Source organism: Frigoribacterium sp. VKM Ac-2530 (genome assembly GCF_015350835.1).
Classification (GTDB): domain Bacteria; phylum Actinomycetota; class Actinomycetes; order Actinomycetales; family Microbacteriaceae; genus Frigoribacterium.
In genome coordinates this window covers 442,174-456,319 of sequence record NZ_JADKSE010000002.1, presented here as the reverse complement: position 1 = coordinate 456,319, position 14,146 = coordinate 442,174, and the positions used below count along the sequence as shown (strand labels likewise).

The following is a 14,146-nucleotide window of genomic DNA, read 5'->3' as shown; positions in this document are numbered from 1 at the left end:
TCGCCTCACCTCACGAAGGAGTGACCATGAGCGACACCCTCACCGCACCTCCCGCGCCCGAGCTGCACAAGGGCCTGGCCGGGGTCGTCGTCGACCGCACCGCGGTCTCGTCGGTCGACGCGGCCAGCAACTCCCTGCTCTACCGCGGCTACCCGGTGCAGCAGCTCGCCGCCTCGTGCGAGATCGAGGACGTCGCGTTCCTCCTGCTGCACGGCGAGCTGCCGACGCCGGAGCAGCGGTCCGCCTTCGACGCCGAGCTGCGGGCCGCGCGCCCCCTCGCGCCGGGGCTGCAGCACGTCATCGACCTGATCCCGACCTCTGCGCACCCGATGGACGTCGTCCGCACCGCGATCAGCGCCCTCGGCGCCGCGGAGCCCGAGCCGAGCGGCGCGCCCGGCGTGCACGACCCGGCCGCCACCCGCCGACTCGCGACGCGGCTCTTCGGCGCCCTGCCCGCGGTCATCGCCTACGACCAGCGCAGGAGGCGCGACCTGCCTCCCGTGGCGCCCCGCGACGACCTGGGCTACAGCGCCGACTTCCTGCGGCAGGTGTTCGGGCGCGAGGCCGACGACCTCGACGTCCGGGCGTTCGACACGTCGATGGTGCTCTACGCCGAGCACTCGTTCAACGCGTCGACCTTCACGGCACGGGTCGTCGCGTCGACGCTGAGCGACCTGCACTCGTCGATCGTGGCCGCGGTCGGCGCCCTCAAGGGCCCGCTGCACGGCGGGGCGAACGAGGCCGCCCTCGAGCTGCTCGTCCGGGTCGCCGACGAGGGCGGTGCCGACGGCGCCGCGGCCTGGCTCGACGGCGCCTTCTCGCGCCGCGAGAAGATCATGGGCTTCGGGCACCGCGTCTACAAGAACGGCGACAGCCGGGTGCCGACCATGGAGGAGGCGCTGGCCGGCCTCGTCGACCGGGCCCGCGCCTCCGGCGACTTCCGGGTCGACCAGCTCGCCGCCGTCTACGACGCGCTGGCCGCCGGGGTGCTCGAGCGCAAGGGGCTGAAGCCGAACGTCGACTGGCCGTCGGGCTTCGCGTACCACCTGATGGGCTTCGACACGGCTGTCTTCACGCCGCTCTTCGTCGCCTCGCGGGTGCTCGGCTGGAGCGCCCACGTCATCGAGCAGCGCGAGGCGAACTCGCTGATCCGGCCGCTGTCGCACTACGACGGCCCGGCGCTGCGCGACGTGCCGTCGCGCGGCTAGCCGCACCCGCCGCACGCTGCTGCTGCCGTACGCCGTACGCCGTACGCCGCACGCTGTGGATGTTCCGGCGAACTGCGTTCCGAACCATGAACCGCGAAAGAACGCGGTTCATGGTTCGGAACGCGGTTCATCGACGAGGAAGACGGGGCCCGTGCCGCGCCGCACCTCGGCGCACCTCGGCGCACCTCGGCGCACGCGCCTAGCGTGGAGGCATGACGAACCGACTCGCCGACGCCGTCAGCCCCTACCTGCGCTCGCACGCCGACAACCCCGTCGACTGGTGGCCGTGGGGCCCGGAGGCCTTCGCGGAGGCAGTCCGGCGCGACGTCCCCGTGCTCGTCTCGATCGGCTACTCGACCTGTCACTGGTGCCACGTCATGGCCCGTGAGAGCTTCAGCGACCCGCAGCTCGCGGCGCACCTGAACGAGCGGTTCGTCGCGATCAAGGTCGACCGCGAGGAGCACCCCGACGTCGACTCCAGCTACCTGGCCGCCGCCTCCGCCTTCACCCCCCAGCTCGGCTGGCCGCTCACCGTCTTCACGACTCCTGCCGGCCAGGCGTTCTTCGCCGGCACGTACTTCCCGCCGCAGCCGGTCCAGGACCACCCGGCGTTCCGGCAGGTGCTCGACGCCGTCACCGAGGCGTGGACGAGCCGCCGCGGCGAGGTGGACGCGACCGCCCGCGGAGTGGCGGCGGCGCTGGCGGCGCAGCCCGCGCCTCCTGCGACCGGCTCGGTCGAGCTGCCCCCGGCCGCGGCGCTGTCGCACGCGGCCGCCCGCGTCGCCGCCGCCGAGGACGTCGAGCACGGCGGGTTCGGCGGCGCCCCGAAGTTCCCCGTCGCGCCGGCCCAGCTCGCACTGCTCGGGCTCGGCGCCGGGGGCGACCGCGCGGCACTCGCCCTCGCCTCCCGGACCCTGCGGCGCATGGCGGCGTCGCCGCTGCGCGACCCGGTCGAGGGCGGATTCTTCCGCTACTCGACCCGGCGTGACTGGGGCGATCCCCACTATGAGCGGATGCTGTACGACAACGCGCTGCTGCTGACCGCGTACTCGCGGCTGGCCCTGCTCGAGCCTGCCGACACCGACACCGACACCGACACCGTCAGCGACGGCACGGACGAGACCGCAGGAGGTGCGGGTCGCGGATCTGCGACCGCCCCCGGACCGCTCGAGGTCGCGGCGAGCATCGCGGGGTTCCTGCTCGCTCGTCTCCGCACGCCGCGCGGTGCCTTCGGCTCCGCTCAGGACTCGGAGAGCACGATCGACGGTCGCCGTGTGGAGGGCGGGTTCTACGCACTGGACGCCGCCGAGCGCGCTCGCCACGAGGCGCCGCCCGTCGACGACAAGGTGCTCACGGGCTGGAACGGCCTGGCGATCGCGGCCCTCGCCGAGGCCGGCGCTCGACACGACCGCCCGGACTGGGTGGCGGCCGCACGCGGGGCCGCGGACGTGCTGCTCGACGAGCACGTGACCTCCGACGGGCGGCTGCTGCGCGCCTCCTCGTCGGCCGGGGTGTCGGAGGCGGTGGCCACCCTCGAGGACCACGGCATGTTCGCCGAGGGCCTGCTGCAGCTGACGCTCGCCACCGGGCTGCCCCGCTACGCCGTCGCCGCGAGGGCGCTGCTGGCGGCCTGCCTGGTGGACGAGGAGGGGCGCGCGCCCTTCGCGGCGCCGGCGGGGCCGGACCCCGTGCTGAGGTCACAGGGGACGGCGCTCGCGGCCGACCCGTCCGAGGGCGCCTACCCGTCCGGGGTCGCCGCGACGGCGGTCGCCGCGCTCACGCTGCACCGGCTCACGGGCGACGCGCGGTGGCGCCGGGCTGCGGAGCGGGCCGTCGGACCTGCCGCCGACGCGGCGCTCGACTCGCCCGTCGCGTACGGGACGACGTTCTCGTTGCTCGCGGAGCTCGCCGCGCCGTCCACGCAGCTCCTGGTCGTCGAGCCGTCCGTCGTCACGCCGGCCGTCGCGGCCCAGGTCGAGGACGAGCTCTCGGCCGCAGCGGAGGAGCCGCAGCCGGGAGCGATCGACCTGGGAGGGCGAGCTCGTCGCACCCTGGGCCCCGGTGTCCTGGTGGGTGTGGTCGACGAGGACTCCGCCGTCGCGCTGGCCGACGCGGGGTTCGAGCTCTTCGCGGGGCGCACCGCCGTGCGGGGCCACGCGACCGCGTACCTCTGCCACGACTTCGTCTGCCGGCTGCCCGTGACCGGCGTCGAGGAGCTCGACCGGGACCTCGCCGAGCAGGCCCGGTCTCAGGCTCGAGACGAGTAGGGCAGGCCGCGAGCGAGCCGCGCAGCGGAGGGGTCAGGCCGCGAGCGCCTCGAGCGGTGCGTCGTCGTCGCCCGTCCACTCGTCGAGCGAGCCGTCGTAGAGGGCGACGTCGTCGTGCCCGACGAGCACCAGGGCGAGCGCGTCGGCGCTGGCCGCGATGCCCTGGCCGCAGTAGACGACGACCTTCTCTGCCGTCAGGACCGGCGCGAACGCCGCCTCGAGCTGCGCGGGCTCGGCGAAGTGCAGGGCGTCGTCGACGAGCTCGGTCGACGGCACGTTCACGCTGCCGGGGATGTGGCCCAGCCGGGGACGTGCGCCTGCGACGCCGTCGAACTCGGCACGGGGCGAGCCGCAGACGAGCGCCGCGCGCTCGTCGCCGCGCACCACGGCCTCGACGAAGGGCTTGTCGACCCACACCCCGGGACGCTCGTGCGCGACGAACACCGACGGCTCGGGCTCGACGGCGCCGACGTCGACGGGACGCCCCTCGGCAGCCCAGGCGGAGAAGCCCCCGTCGAGGACGGCCGCGTCGTCGTGGCCGGCCGCGCGCAGCAGCCACCAGAGCCGGGCGGCCCACGGGCCGCCCGACGAGTCATAGGCGACGACCGTCGTGCCGGCGGCGATGCCCAGCGCGCCCGCGGCCTCGGCGAAGCGCTCGACGTCGGGCCGGGTGAACGGGAGGGCCGCCCGGTCGTCGCTGAGGTCGTGGATGAGGTCGCCGAACACGGCCCCGGGGACGTGCCCCTGCTCGAGGTACTCGCCGCGGCCGGTGGTGAACCGGCCGGTCGCCTCGCCGTCGCGGTCGCGCACGGGGAGCACCGAGACGTCGACCACGACCATGTCGTCGGCGCCGAGGTGGTCGGCCACCCACTGGCTGGAGACGAGGGGGGAGGTGATGACGGGGGACATGCGGGCCACCGTAGCGCCCGCCCCCGTCATCGAGCCTGCGGTCCGTTCACACGGCGTCATGAGCATCCGTCACGACGTCCGTCACGACGTCCGCCCGGGCGGGCGGCCGTCCGGGCCGGCCGCGACCGTTCTCAGCGCCCCGAGCGGCGCGACGAGATGACGCCGGTGTCGAAGCCCATCAGGTTGAGGCCTCCGTTGAACCGGGCGTGCTCGACCTTGATGCAGCGGTCCATGACGACGGTCAGGCCCTTCTCCTCGGCGTACCGTGCCGCCTCCTCGTTCCAGATGCCGAGCTGCACCCAGATGGTGCGGGCCCCGCTCGCGAGCACGTCGTCGACGACCGACGGGATGTCGCTCGCCTTGCGGAACACGTCGACGATGTCGGGCACCTCGGGCAGCGAGGCCAGGTCGGGGTAGGCCTTCTCGCCGAGGATCACGTCCGCCCGCGGGTTCACGAAGTAGACGCGCAGGTCGCTCGACTGCTGCAGGTAGGTGCCGACGAAGTAGGAGGAGCGGGTCGAGTTCGGCGAGGCGCCCACGATCGCGACGCTCTTCGCGGAACGGAGGATGGCCTGCCGCGCACGGGCGTCCGGCCCGACCCAGGTGCGCTGTGACTTCAGCAGCTTGGCGAGGGGCGAGCTCGACGGCAGCTCGCAGGTGCGCCCGTTGGCCAGCTGGGTGGTGACGGTGTCGCTTCCCGTGCCGGTGCCGGTGCTGGTGCTCACGTCACGCCTCCTTCGTCGCGGCGCGGAGCGCCTGGTCGAGGTCGTCGATGATGTCGGCGGCGTCCTCGATTCCGACGCTGATGCGGACCGAGCCCGGCAGCACTCCGGCGTCGACGAGCTGCTGCTCGCTGAGCTGGGCGTGCGTCGTCGACCCGGGGTGGATGACGAGCGTCTTCGCGTCGCCGATGTTGGCCAGGTGGCTGGCGAGCTCGACCGACTCGATGAACGTCTTGCCGGCGGCGCGTCCGCCGGCGAGCTCGAAGGTGAAGACCGAGCCGGGGCCCTCGGGCAGGTACTTCTGCGCGCGCTCGTGGTGCGGGTGCCCGGGCAGCCCGGCCCAGCGCACGCGCTCGATGCGAGGGTCGGCGTCGAGCCACTCGGCGACCTCGCGCGCGTTCTCGACGTGCGCGCGCATCCGGAACGGCAGGGTCTCGACGCCCTGCGCCAGCAGGAACGCCGAGTGCGGCGCCAGCGCCGGCCCGATGTCGCGGAGCTGCTCGGCCCGCAGACGGGTGAGGAACGCGTACTCGCCGAAGTTGCCCGACCAGTTGAGCCCGCCGTAGCTCGGCACGGGCTGGTCGAAGAGCGGGAACCGCTCGCTGTCCCAGCCGAAGCGGCCCGACTCGACGACCACGCCGCCGAGGGTGGTGCCGTGCCCGCCGAGGAACTTCGTCGCCGAGTGGATCACGACGTCGGCGCCCCACTCGATCGGCCGGTTCAGGTAGGGGGTCGCGATGGTCGAGTCGACGATCAGCGGGATCCCGGCGGCGTGCGCGACCTCGGCGAGGCCCTCGAGGTCGGCGATCTCGCCGGAGGGGTTCGCGACCGTCTCGACGAAGAGCAGCTTGGTCGCGGGGGTGATCGCCGCGGCGTAGTCGGCGGGCTCGCTCGACTGCACGAAGGTCGTCTCGACGCCGAAGCGCCGCAGGGTCACGTCGAGCTGCGTCACCGAGCCGCCGTAGAGGGCGGCGCTCGCGACGATGTGGTCGCCCGCGCCGGCCAGCGAGGCGAAGGTGATGAACTGCGCGCTCAGGCCGCTCGACGTCGCGACCGCGCCGAGGCCGCCCTCGAGGCTCGCCACGCGCTCCTCGAAGGAGGCGGTGGTCGGGTTGGCCAGGCGGCTGTAGATGTTCCCGTACTTCTGCAGCGCGAACCGCGCCGCCGCGTCCTCCGTGTCGTCGAACACGAAGGCGCTCGACTGGTAGATCGGGAGCGCGCGCGCCCCGGTCGCCGAGTCGGGGACGTTGCCCGCGTGGATCGCACGCGTGCGGAAGCCGTAGTCACGATCTGCCATGCGGGCCACGCTAGCCGCTGGTCGTCACAGGACGCCTCGTGACGTAACGCGGCTTCACAGGACGAGCCGCGCCTCCTCGGCGGGGAGGGACGACCGGAGGCGACGCTACTTCCAGCTGGGGATCCAGTAGTGCAGCCGGATGAACTCCCAGTCCTCGAGCTGCGCCGTCCAGAGCGGGTAGAAGAACACGGTCACGGCGATCGAGACGACGACCACGATGCCCGTCACGACGATCCCGCTCAGCCGTCGGTCGGGGTGGTCCGTCCGCCGGCCGAGGACGATGCCGAGCACCCCCGCCAGCCCGAGCAGCAGGTAGGGCTCGAAGGCGATCGTGTAGAACTGGAAGACCGTCCGACCCGAGAACGCCAGCCAGGGCAGGTAGCCCGCGGCGATGCCGACCAGCACGGCCCCGACCTGCCACTCGCGGCGGCAGACGAGGCGGTACGCGAGGTACGCGCAGGCCGCGACGGCCGCGTACCAGATGAACGGGTTCGCGATCGAGGTGATCGCCATGCCGCAGCGGGCGACCTCGCAGGCCCCCTGGCCCTGGTCCAGCCCCTGGTAGTACATGCTCGTGGGCCGCAGCATGAGCAGCCAGCCGAACGGGTTGGCCGCGTACGAGTGCGGGGTGTGCAACCCGACGTTGAAGGCGTAGACGCCGGCCTCGTAGTGCCACCAGTTCTGCACCGTGTCGGGGACCCAGGCGAGCACGCCCGACCAGCGCTCGCCTCCCTCGGCCACCCAGTTGCGGTAGTAGCCGCCGTCGGTGACGAACCAGCCCGTCCAGCTCGCGACGTAGGCGACGACGGCGATCGGCACCGTGAGCAGGAAGCTCACCGGCGCCTGGCGGAACAGCGTGCCCGAGAGCCAGAACTCGACGCCCGCCCGGCGACGCGCGAGCACGTCGACGACGACCGTGTAGACGGCGAACACGGCAAGGAAGTAGAGGCCGTTCCACTTCACGCCCGTCGCGAGGCCGCACAGCAGTCCGGCCGTCACCAGCCAGGGGCGGCCCCAGAGCGACGGGCCCCACGCGGTGTCGCGGCCGGCGGCCCGCCTCCTCGCGAGCCAGGCGTCGAGCGCCCTCGCGCTCTGCCGCCGATCGAGCAGCACCGCACCGAAGGCGAGCAGCCCGAAGACCATGACGAAGTTGTCGAGCAGCGCCACCCGCGACATCACGATCGCGTGACCGTCGATCGCCATGAAGAAGCCCGCGAGCGTGCCGACCAGCGTCGAGCGCGACAGGTACGTGCCGATCACGGCGACGAGCGCCACGGCGACGATGCCCGCGACCGCCGTGCTGATGCGCCAGCCGGCCGGGTCGTCGGGCCCGAAGGCCCACATGCCGAGGCCGATCAGCCACTTGCCGAGGGGAGGGTGGGCCACGAAGGAGGGGGCGGCCAGGTAGCCGTCCGCCCCGCCGGCCGCGAACGCGGCGTCGTAGTCGCTCGGCCACGAGCCCTCGTAGCCCAGGTTCCAGAGGCTCCAGGCGTCCTTGACGTAGTAGGTCTCGTCGAAGACGAGGGTGCCGGGCCGGCCGAGGTCCCAGAGGCGCAGCGCGGCGGCGAGCAGGGTGACGACCAGCGGTCCGCCCCAGGCCCAGGCGCGGCGTCGGGCCGGCGTCGAGAGGAGGCGGCCCCACCACGCGTCGATCCGGAGCAGCGGACGGGGGGCGACGGGAGCCGTGGCCGCGTCGCTCGTCGCGCCTCCGGTGGCAGCCTCGAGGTCGACCCGTTCGCCGGGCTCAGCCGGGGCGACGCGCTCTGCGGCCGTCCCGGTGTCGAGCAGGGCGTCGAACTCCCGATCGCCCTGGCTGCTCATCCGGCCATCGTATTCGGCCCGCATCGGGCTCGTCGGCGGCGACGGCCCGGCCAGGGGACAATGGGCGGGTGATCGTCCTCGCCGCCACCCCCATCGGAAACCTCGGCGACGCCTCCCGGCGGCTGGTCGAGGCCCTGACGAACGCCGAGGTCGTCGCCGCGGAGGACACCCGCACCGCCATCCACCTCATGCGCGCCCTGGGGGTCGAGAACCGCCCCCGCCTGATCGCCCTGCACGAGCACAACGAGCGCGAGAAGGCGGCTGAGCTCGTCGAGCTGGCCCGGACGGCCGACCTGATCGTCCTCACGGACGCGGGCATGCCCGCGATCAGCGACCCGGGGTTCCCCCTCGTCGAGGCGGCCGCGGCCGCGGGCGTCACCGTCACGGCGATCCCCGGCCCGTCCGCCGTGCTCACCGCGCTCGCCGTCTCCGGCCTGCCCACCGACCGGTTCAGCTTCGAGGGGTTCCTGCCGCGCAAGCAGGGCGACCGCCTCCGGGTGCTCGGGGCCCTCGCCGACGAGCGCCGCACGATGGTCTTCTTCGAGTCGCCGCACCGTCTCGGCGACTCGCTCGGCGACGTGGTCACGGCGCTCGGCGCCGATCGTCGCGTCGTCGTGTGCCGCGAGCTGACCAAGCTGCACGAGGAGGTGCGGCGCGGCTCCGCCTCCGAGCTCGCGGCCTGGGCGGCCGAGGGCGTGCGCGGCGAGATCTGCGTCGTGGTCGAGGGCGCCCCCGAGCGCGAGTTCGACCTGGCGGCGGGCCTCGCGCAGGTCCAGGCCCTCGTCGCCGACGGGACCCGGCTCAAGGAGGCCTCGACCGACGTGGCGGCCGCCACCGGCCTCTCCCGTCGCGACCTCTACCAGGCGGCCCTCGCGGCGAAGGCGCCCCGCCCCTCCTGAGCCCTCGGCGTGGGGGGCAGCCGAGGAGGCGCGGGCCGCGTCACGGCGTCGGCGGCCGCACCTAAGATGGTCCCCATGCCCGCCGGCGACTCCTTCTTCATCGCAACGCCCATCTTCTACGTCAACGACGTGCCGCACATCGGCCACGCCTACACCGAGGTCGCGGCCGACGTGCTCGCCCGCTGGCACCGCCAGCGCGGCGACGACACGTGGCTGCTCACCGGCACGGACGAGCACGGCCAGAAGATCCTCCGCACCGCGACCAGCCACGACGTGACGCCGCAGGCGTGGGCCGACAAGCTCGTCACCGAGTCCTGGAAGCCGCTGCTCGAGACCGTCGACATCAGCAACGACGACTTCATCCGCACGACCGACGAGCGCCACGAGAAGGGCGTGCAGCGGTTCCTGCAGAAGCTCCACGACGACGGCTACATCTACCAGGGCGAGTTCGAGGGCTTCTACTGCGTCGGCTGCGAAGAATACAAGCAGCCGGGCGACCTCGTCGACGGCACCGGGGCCTTCGAGGGCGAGCAGGTCTGCGCGATCCACTCGAAGCCCGTCGAGCTCCTGAAGGAGAGCAACTACTTCTTCCGCATGAGCGACTTCGAGCAGCGCCTGCTCGACCTGTACGAGTCGCAGCCCGACTTCGTGCAGCCCGAGAACGTCCGCAACGAGATCGTGCAGTTCGTCAAGCAGGGCCTTCGCGACCTGTCGATCTCGCGTCAGACGTTCGACTGGGGAGTCAAGGTCCCGTGGGACGAGGAGCACGTCGTCTACGTCTGGTTCGACGCGCTGCTCAACTACGTCACGGCCATCGGCTACGGCGTCGACGACGAGCAGTTCGACCGCCGCTGGCCGGCGGTGCAGCTCGTCGGCAAGGACATCGCGCGGTTCCACGCCGTCATCTGGCCCGCCATGCTGATGGCCGCGGGCCTGCCCGTCCCCAAGGCCGTCTTCGGCCACGGCTGGCTGCTCGTCGGCGGCGAGAAGATGTCCAAGTCGAAGCTGACCGGCATCGCGCCGCAGCAGATCACCGACGTCTTCGGCGCCGACGCGTTCCGCTACTACTTCATGCGCGCCATCACCTTCGGCCAGGACGGCAACTTCTCGTGGGAGGACATCTCGGCCCGCTACCAGGCCGAGCTCGCGAACGGCTTCGGCAACCTGGCCTCGCGCGTCATCGCCATGATCACCCGCTACTTCGACGGCACCGTCCCCGTCGCGGGCGAGCTGACCTCTGCCGACCTCGCCGTCCGCGAGACCGAGCTGCGCGTCACGGCCGCCGCCGACGCAGCGATGGACCGCTTCGCCATCAACGAGGCGCTCTCGTCGATCTGGGAGCTCGTCGACGTCCTCAACGGCTACATCACCGAGCAGGAGCCCTGGGCCCTCGCCAAGAAGGACGACCAGCGCGAGCGCCTCGCGACCGTGCTCGCCACCGCCCTCCGCGGCCTCGGCACGCTCACGGTGCTGCTGTCGCCGTTCATGCCCACTGCGACCCGCACCCTGTGGGAGGCGATCGGCCAGGGCGAGCTCACCAGCCAGCCCGTCGACCGCGCCGCCGAGTGGTCGAGCGCCCCGACGGTCCAGCCGCTCGCGGCCGGGCTCTTCCCGCGCATCGAGCAGCCCGAGCCGGCCGCATGAGCGACGAGCGCGGCAGCGGGAGCAGCGACGGACGCGGCACCGAAGAGCGCAGCGGCGACGCGACGCCCTCGCACGTCCGTCACCGCTCCTCCACCGAGTCGGGCGGGCAGACCCGCGACCTGACATACCCGCCGAGCCCGCAGGCGCTCGTCGTGCCCGTGTACGACAACCACACGCACCTCGAGATCGCCGACGGTCAGAACGCGCTGGACTACCGCGAGCACCTCGACCGCGCCTCCAGCGTCGGCGTCCGCGGCGTCGTGCAGGTCGGCACCGACCTCGAGACGTCGCGGTGGTCGGCCGACATCGCCGCCCGCGAGCCGCGCGTGCTCGCCGCCGTCGCGATCCACCCGAACGAGGCACCGCTGCTGGCGGCCCGCGGCGAGCTGGCCGACGCCCTCGACGAGATCGACGAGCTGGCCGCCCGCCCTCGCGTCCGCGCCGTCGGCGAGACGGGCCTCGACTTCTTCCGCACGGGCGCCGAGGGCCGCGACGCGCAGCTCGAGTCGTTCGCCCGGCACGTCGAGATCGCGAAGAAGCACGACCTGGCCCTGCAGATCCACGACCGCGACGCGCACGACGACGTCGTCGACCTGCTGCTCGAGCTCGGCGCCCCGGCGCGGACGGTGTTCCACTGCTTCAGCGGCGGTCCCGAGCTGGCGAGCATCCTCGCCGAGAACGGCTGGTACGCCTCGTTCGCCGGCACGGTCACCTTCAAGAACGCCGCGCCGATCCGCGAGGCGCTCGTGCAGCTGCCCCGCCACCTGGTCATGGTCGAGACGGATGCGCCCTACCTCACGCCGACGCCGTTCCGCGGCCGGCCGAACGCGCCGTACCTCATCCCGCACACGCTCCGGTCGATGGCCGAGACCATCGGCACCGACGTCTCGATGCTCGCGGCGCAGATCTCGTCGAACACCGAGCTGGTCTACGGCTCGTGGACCGACGAGCCCGTGACGGTCGAGGGCTGATGTCGCGCTCGACCCTGCTCGGCCCCGCCGAGATCCGCGACCTCGCCGACCTGCTGGGCATCCAGCCGACGAAGAAGCTCGGCCAGAACTTCGTCCACGACGCCAACACGGTGCGGCGCATCGTCGCCGCGTCCGGGGTGTCGGCCGGCACCTCCGTCGTCGAGATCGGGCCCGGCCTCGGCTCGCTCACGCTCGGCCTGCTCGAGGCGGGCGCGGACGTCGTCGCCGTCGAGATCGACAAGCGCCTCGCCGCGCAGCTGCCGACCACCGTGTCTCTGCTGCAGCCCGCGGCCGACCTCTCGGTGGTGGTCGACGACGCCATGCGCGTCGTCGATCTCCCCTCGGAGCCGACGCACCTCGTCGCCAACCTGCCCTACAACATCAGCGTGCCGGTGCTGTTGCACTTCCTCGAGCACTTCCCGACGCTCACGCGCGGCCTCGTGATGGTCCAGGCCGAGGTCGGGCTCCGCCTCGCTGCCGAGCCCGGCTCGAAGATCTACGGCTCGCCGAGCATCAAGGCGGCCTGGTACGGCGAGTTCTCCACGGCCGGCCAGGTCAGCCGCCAGGTCTTCTGGCCCGTGCCGAACGTCGACAGCATCCTCGTCGCCTTCGACCGGAAGGAGGCGCGGGGCACCGAAGAAGAACGCCTCGCGGTCTTCGAGCTGGTCGACGCCGCGTTCCAGCAGCGCCGCAAGATGCTGCGGCAGTCGTTGTCGAGCGTCTACGGCTCGTCGGCCGCCGCCTCCGACGCGCTCGAGGCCGCCGGCCTGTCGCCGACCGAGCGCGGCGAGCAGCTGACCGTCGACGACTTCCTGGCACTGGCACGGGCGACGCGCTGAGCCGTCGCCCGGCCACCATCAGCGACGCCCGCCTGGCCTCGGGCACGGGGCGCAGCAGCGAGCAGTGGCTCGCCCTGCTCGACGGGGCGGGCGCGACGCGACTGTCCCATGCCCAGATCGCGCGCCTCCTCGTCGACGAGCACGAGGTGCCTGAGTGGTGGGCGCAGTCGATCACGGTCCGCTACGAGCAGGCGCGCGGCATGCCCCTGCCCGGGCAGCAGGACGACGGGACCTTCTCGGTGGCGGTCAGCCGCAGCCTCCGCGGCGAGCCGCTCGAGCTGCTCGACCTCGGCGTCGAGCGCTTCGCCCCGTTCGCCGGGGGAGACCCCGAGGCGACCAGCCGAACGGCGGGCCACCCGACCGCGCTGTGGCGCCTCGAGGGCGACGTGCGCCTGGAGCTCACCGTCTCGCCAGGCGCCGGCGGCACGTGCGTCGTCACCCTCGCGCAGAGCCGGCTCCGGCTGCCCGAGCGGGTCGAGCCCGCCCGCGAGGCCCTGATCCGGGCGTTCCGGGTCATGGGGGACCGACAGAACTGACTAGGTTGGGACCATGAGCTCCGTGGCCGGCCCGACCGTGGTCCACACCCGTGCCCCGGGCAAGATCAACGTGTTCCTCGCCGTCGGCGACCTGCAGGACGACGGCTACCACGAGCTCGCGACGGCCTACCAGGCGGTGTCGCTGTACGAGGACGTGCGGGCGCGCAAGGCGGACGACTTCACGGTCCGGGTGACCGCGGGCCCCGGCGTCGACGTCTCGGGGGTGCCGACCGACGAGAGCAACCTCGCTGTGCGTGCCGCCCGCCTCCTCGCGACGACCACCGGCTACCGGGGCGGCGTCGACCTGAGCATCGAGAAGGCGGTCCCCGTCGCGGGCGGCATGGGCGGCGGCTCGGCCGACGCGGCCGCGACGCTGCTGGCCTGCGACGCCCTGTGGGGCACGGGCCTCGGCCGCGACGACCTGCTCAAGCTGTCCGCCGAGCTGGGGGCCGACGTGCCCTTCGCCTTCGCGGGCGGCACCGCCGTCGGCACCGGCCGCGGCGACGAGCTCAGCCCCGCGCTCGCCAAGGGGCAGTTCCAGTGGGTGCTGGCCCTGGCCGACTTCGGGCTGTCGACGCCGACGGTCTACCGCGAGCTCGACGAGCACCGGCTGCGCCACTCGAGCGACATCTCCCCGGTGCGCCAGCCCGTCGTCGACACCGGGGTGCTGCAGGCGCTGCGCGCCGGCGACGCCGAGCTGCTCGCCGACGTGATGCACAACGACCTCCAGGCGCCCGCGCTGCACCTCGAGCCGGGGCTCGGCCGCGTGCTCGAGCTCGGCGAGGGCAACGGCGCCCTCGCCGGGATCGTCTCGGGCTCCGGGCCGACCGTGGCCTTCCTCGCACCCGACCTCGACGGGGCCCTCGAGCTGCAGATCGCGCTCAGCGCGGCCCGGCTCACCGTCGTGCGGGCGACGGGGCCCGTGCACGGCGCCCGCGTCATCACCGACTAGGAGGCGCGGCCGGGGCGCCGCTCGACGCTCGCGCCCTCGGAGGCCCGGCCTGGTCCGGACGGCCGACCCGCGCCTCCTCGG

Annotated in this window: 12 protein-coding genes; 8 read left to right on the top strand and 4 right to left on the bottom strand. The window is 73.3% G+C overall.

What is annotated here, in order from left to right:
* Positions 1-26: 26 nt before the first annotated feature.
* Positions 27-1,208 (top strand): bifunctional 2-methylcitrate synthase/citrate synthase, encoded by a 1,182-nt coding sequence (locus ITJ48_RS11020; protein ID WP_194613712.1) that lies wholly within the window; start codon positions 27-29, stop codon positions 1,206-1,208.
* A gap of 212 nt (positions 1,209-1,420) precedes the next feature.
* Positions 1,421-3,475 (top strand): thioredoxin domain-containing protein, encoded by a 2,055-nt coding sequence (locus tag ITJ48_RS11015; RefSeq protein ID WP_194613711.1) that lies wholly within the window; start codon positions 1,421-1,423, stop codon positions 3,473-3,475.
* A 33-nt stretch (positions 3,476-3,508) separates the two neighbouring features.
* Here the strand turns inward: ITJ48_RS11015 and ITJ48_RS11010 are convergent, their stop codons facing one another.
* The 4 genes from ITJ48_RS11010 to ITJ48_RS10995 form a co-directional block, all read right to left on the bottom strand.
* A complete protein-coding gene (locus ITJ48_RS11010) occupies positions 3,509-4,384 on the bottom strand; it encodes a sulfurtransferase (RefSeq protein WP_194613710.1) in 876 nt (291 codons plus the stop codon).
* A gap of 131 nt (positions 4,385-4,515) precedes the next feature.
* Positions 4,516-5,109, bottom strand: a complete 594-nt coding sequence (locus tag ITJ48_RS11005) for a CoA-binding protein (protein WP_370544888.1) — start codon at positions 5,107-5,109, stop codon at positions 4,516-4,518.
* Position 5,110: 1 nt separating this feature from the next.
* Positions 5,111-6,403 (bottom strand): O-acetylhomoserine aminocarboxypropyltransferase/cysteine synthase family protein, encoded by a 1,293-nt coding sequence (locus tag ITJ48_RS11000; protein WP_194613709.1) that lies wholly within the window; start codon positions 6,401-6,403, stop codon positions 5,111-5,113.
* 105 nt (positions 6,404-6,508) lie between these two features.
* Positions 6,509-8,224: a dolichyl-phosphate-mannose--protein mannosyltransferase gene (locus ITJ48_RS10995; protein ID WP_194613708.1), complete on the bottom strand. Its 1,716-nt coding sequence runs from the start codon at positions 8,222-8,224 to the stop codon at positions 6,509-6,511.
* Positions 8,225-8,292: 68 nt separating this feature from the next.
* Here ITJ48_RS10995 and rsmI point away from each other — a divergent pair, with 68 nt between their 5' ends.
* The 6 genes from rsmI (at position 8,293) to ITJ48_RS10965 (ending at position 14,065) form a co-directional block, all read left to right on the top strand.
* Positions 8,293-9,123 (top strand): 16S rRNA (cytidine(1402)-2'-O)-methyltransferase, encoded by an 831-nt coding sequence (rsmI, locus tag ITJ48_RS10990; protein ID WP_194613707.1) that lies wholly within the window; start codon positions 8,293-8,295, stop codon positions 9,121-9,123.
* A 75-nt stretch (positions 9,124-9,198) separates the two neighbouring features.
* On the top strand, positions 9,199-10,767 hold the full coding sequence (gene metG / locus ITJ48_RS10985) for a methionine--tRNA ligase (RefSeq protein ID WP_194613706.1): 1,569 nt from the start codon (positions 9,199-9,201) through the stop codon (positions 10,765-10,767).
* Complete coding sequence (locus ITJ48_RS10980) at positions 10,764-11,738, top strand: TatD family hydrolase (RefSeq protein WP_194613705.1); 975 nt, start codon at positions 10,764-10,766, stop codon at positions 11,736-11,738. The genes metG and ITJ48_RS10980 overlap by 4 nt, the downstream gene beginning before the upstream one ends.
* The gene (rsmA, locus tag ITJ48_RS10975) at positions 11,738-12,577 is read left to right on the top strand and encodes a 16S rRNA (adenine(1518)-N(6)/adenine(1519)-N(6))-dimethyltransferase RsmA (RefSeq protein WP_194613704.1); all 840 of its coding nucleotides are present in this window, start codon (positions 11,738-11,740) and stop codon (positions 12,575-12,577) included. Before ITJ48_RS10980 ends, rsmA begins: the two co-directional genes overlap by 1 nt.
* A 146-nt stretch (positions 12,578-12,723) precedes the next feature.
* On the top strand, positions 12,724-13,113 hold the full coding sequence (locus ITJ48_RS10970; RefSeq protein ID WP_194613703.1) for a hypothetical protein: 390 nt from the start codon (positions 12,724-12,726) through the stop codon (positions 13,111-13,113).
* A 13-nt stretch (positions 13,114-13,126) separates the two neighbouring features.
* Entirely contained in the window at positions 13,127-14,065 is a 939-nt protein-coding gene (locus ITJ48_RS10965) for a 4-(cytidine 5'-diphospho)-2-C-methyl-D-erythritol kinase (RefSeq protein WP_123548024.1), read from the top strand.
* Positions 14,066-14,146 lie beyond the last annotated feature (81 nt).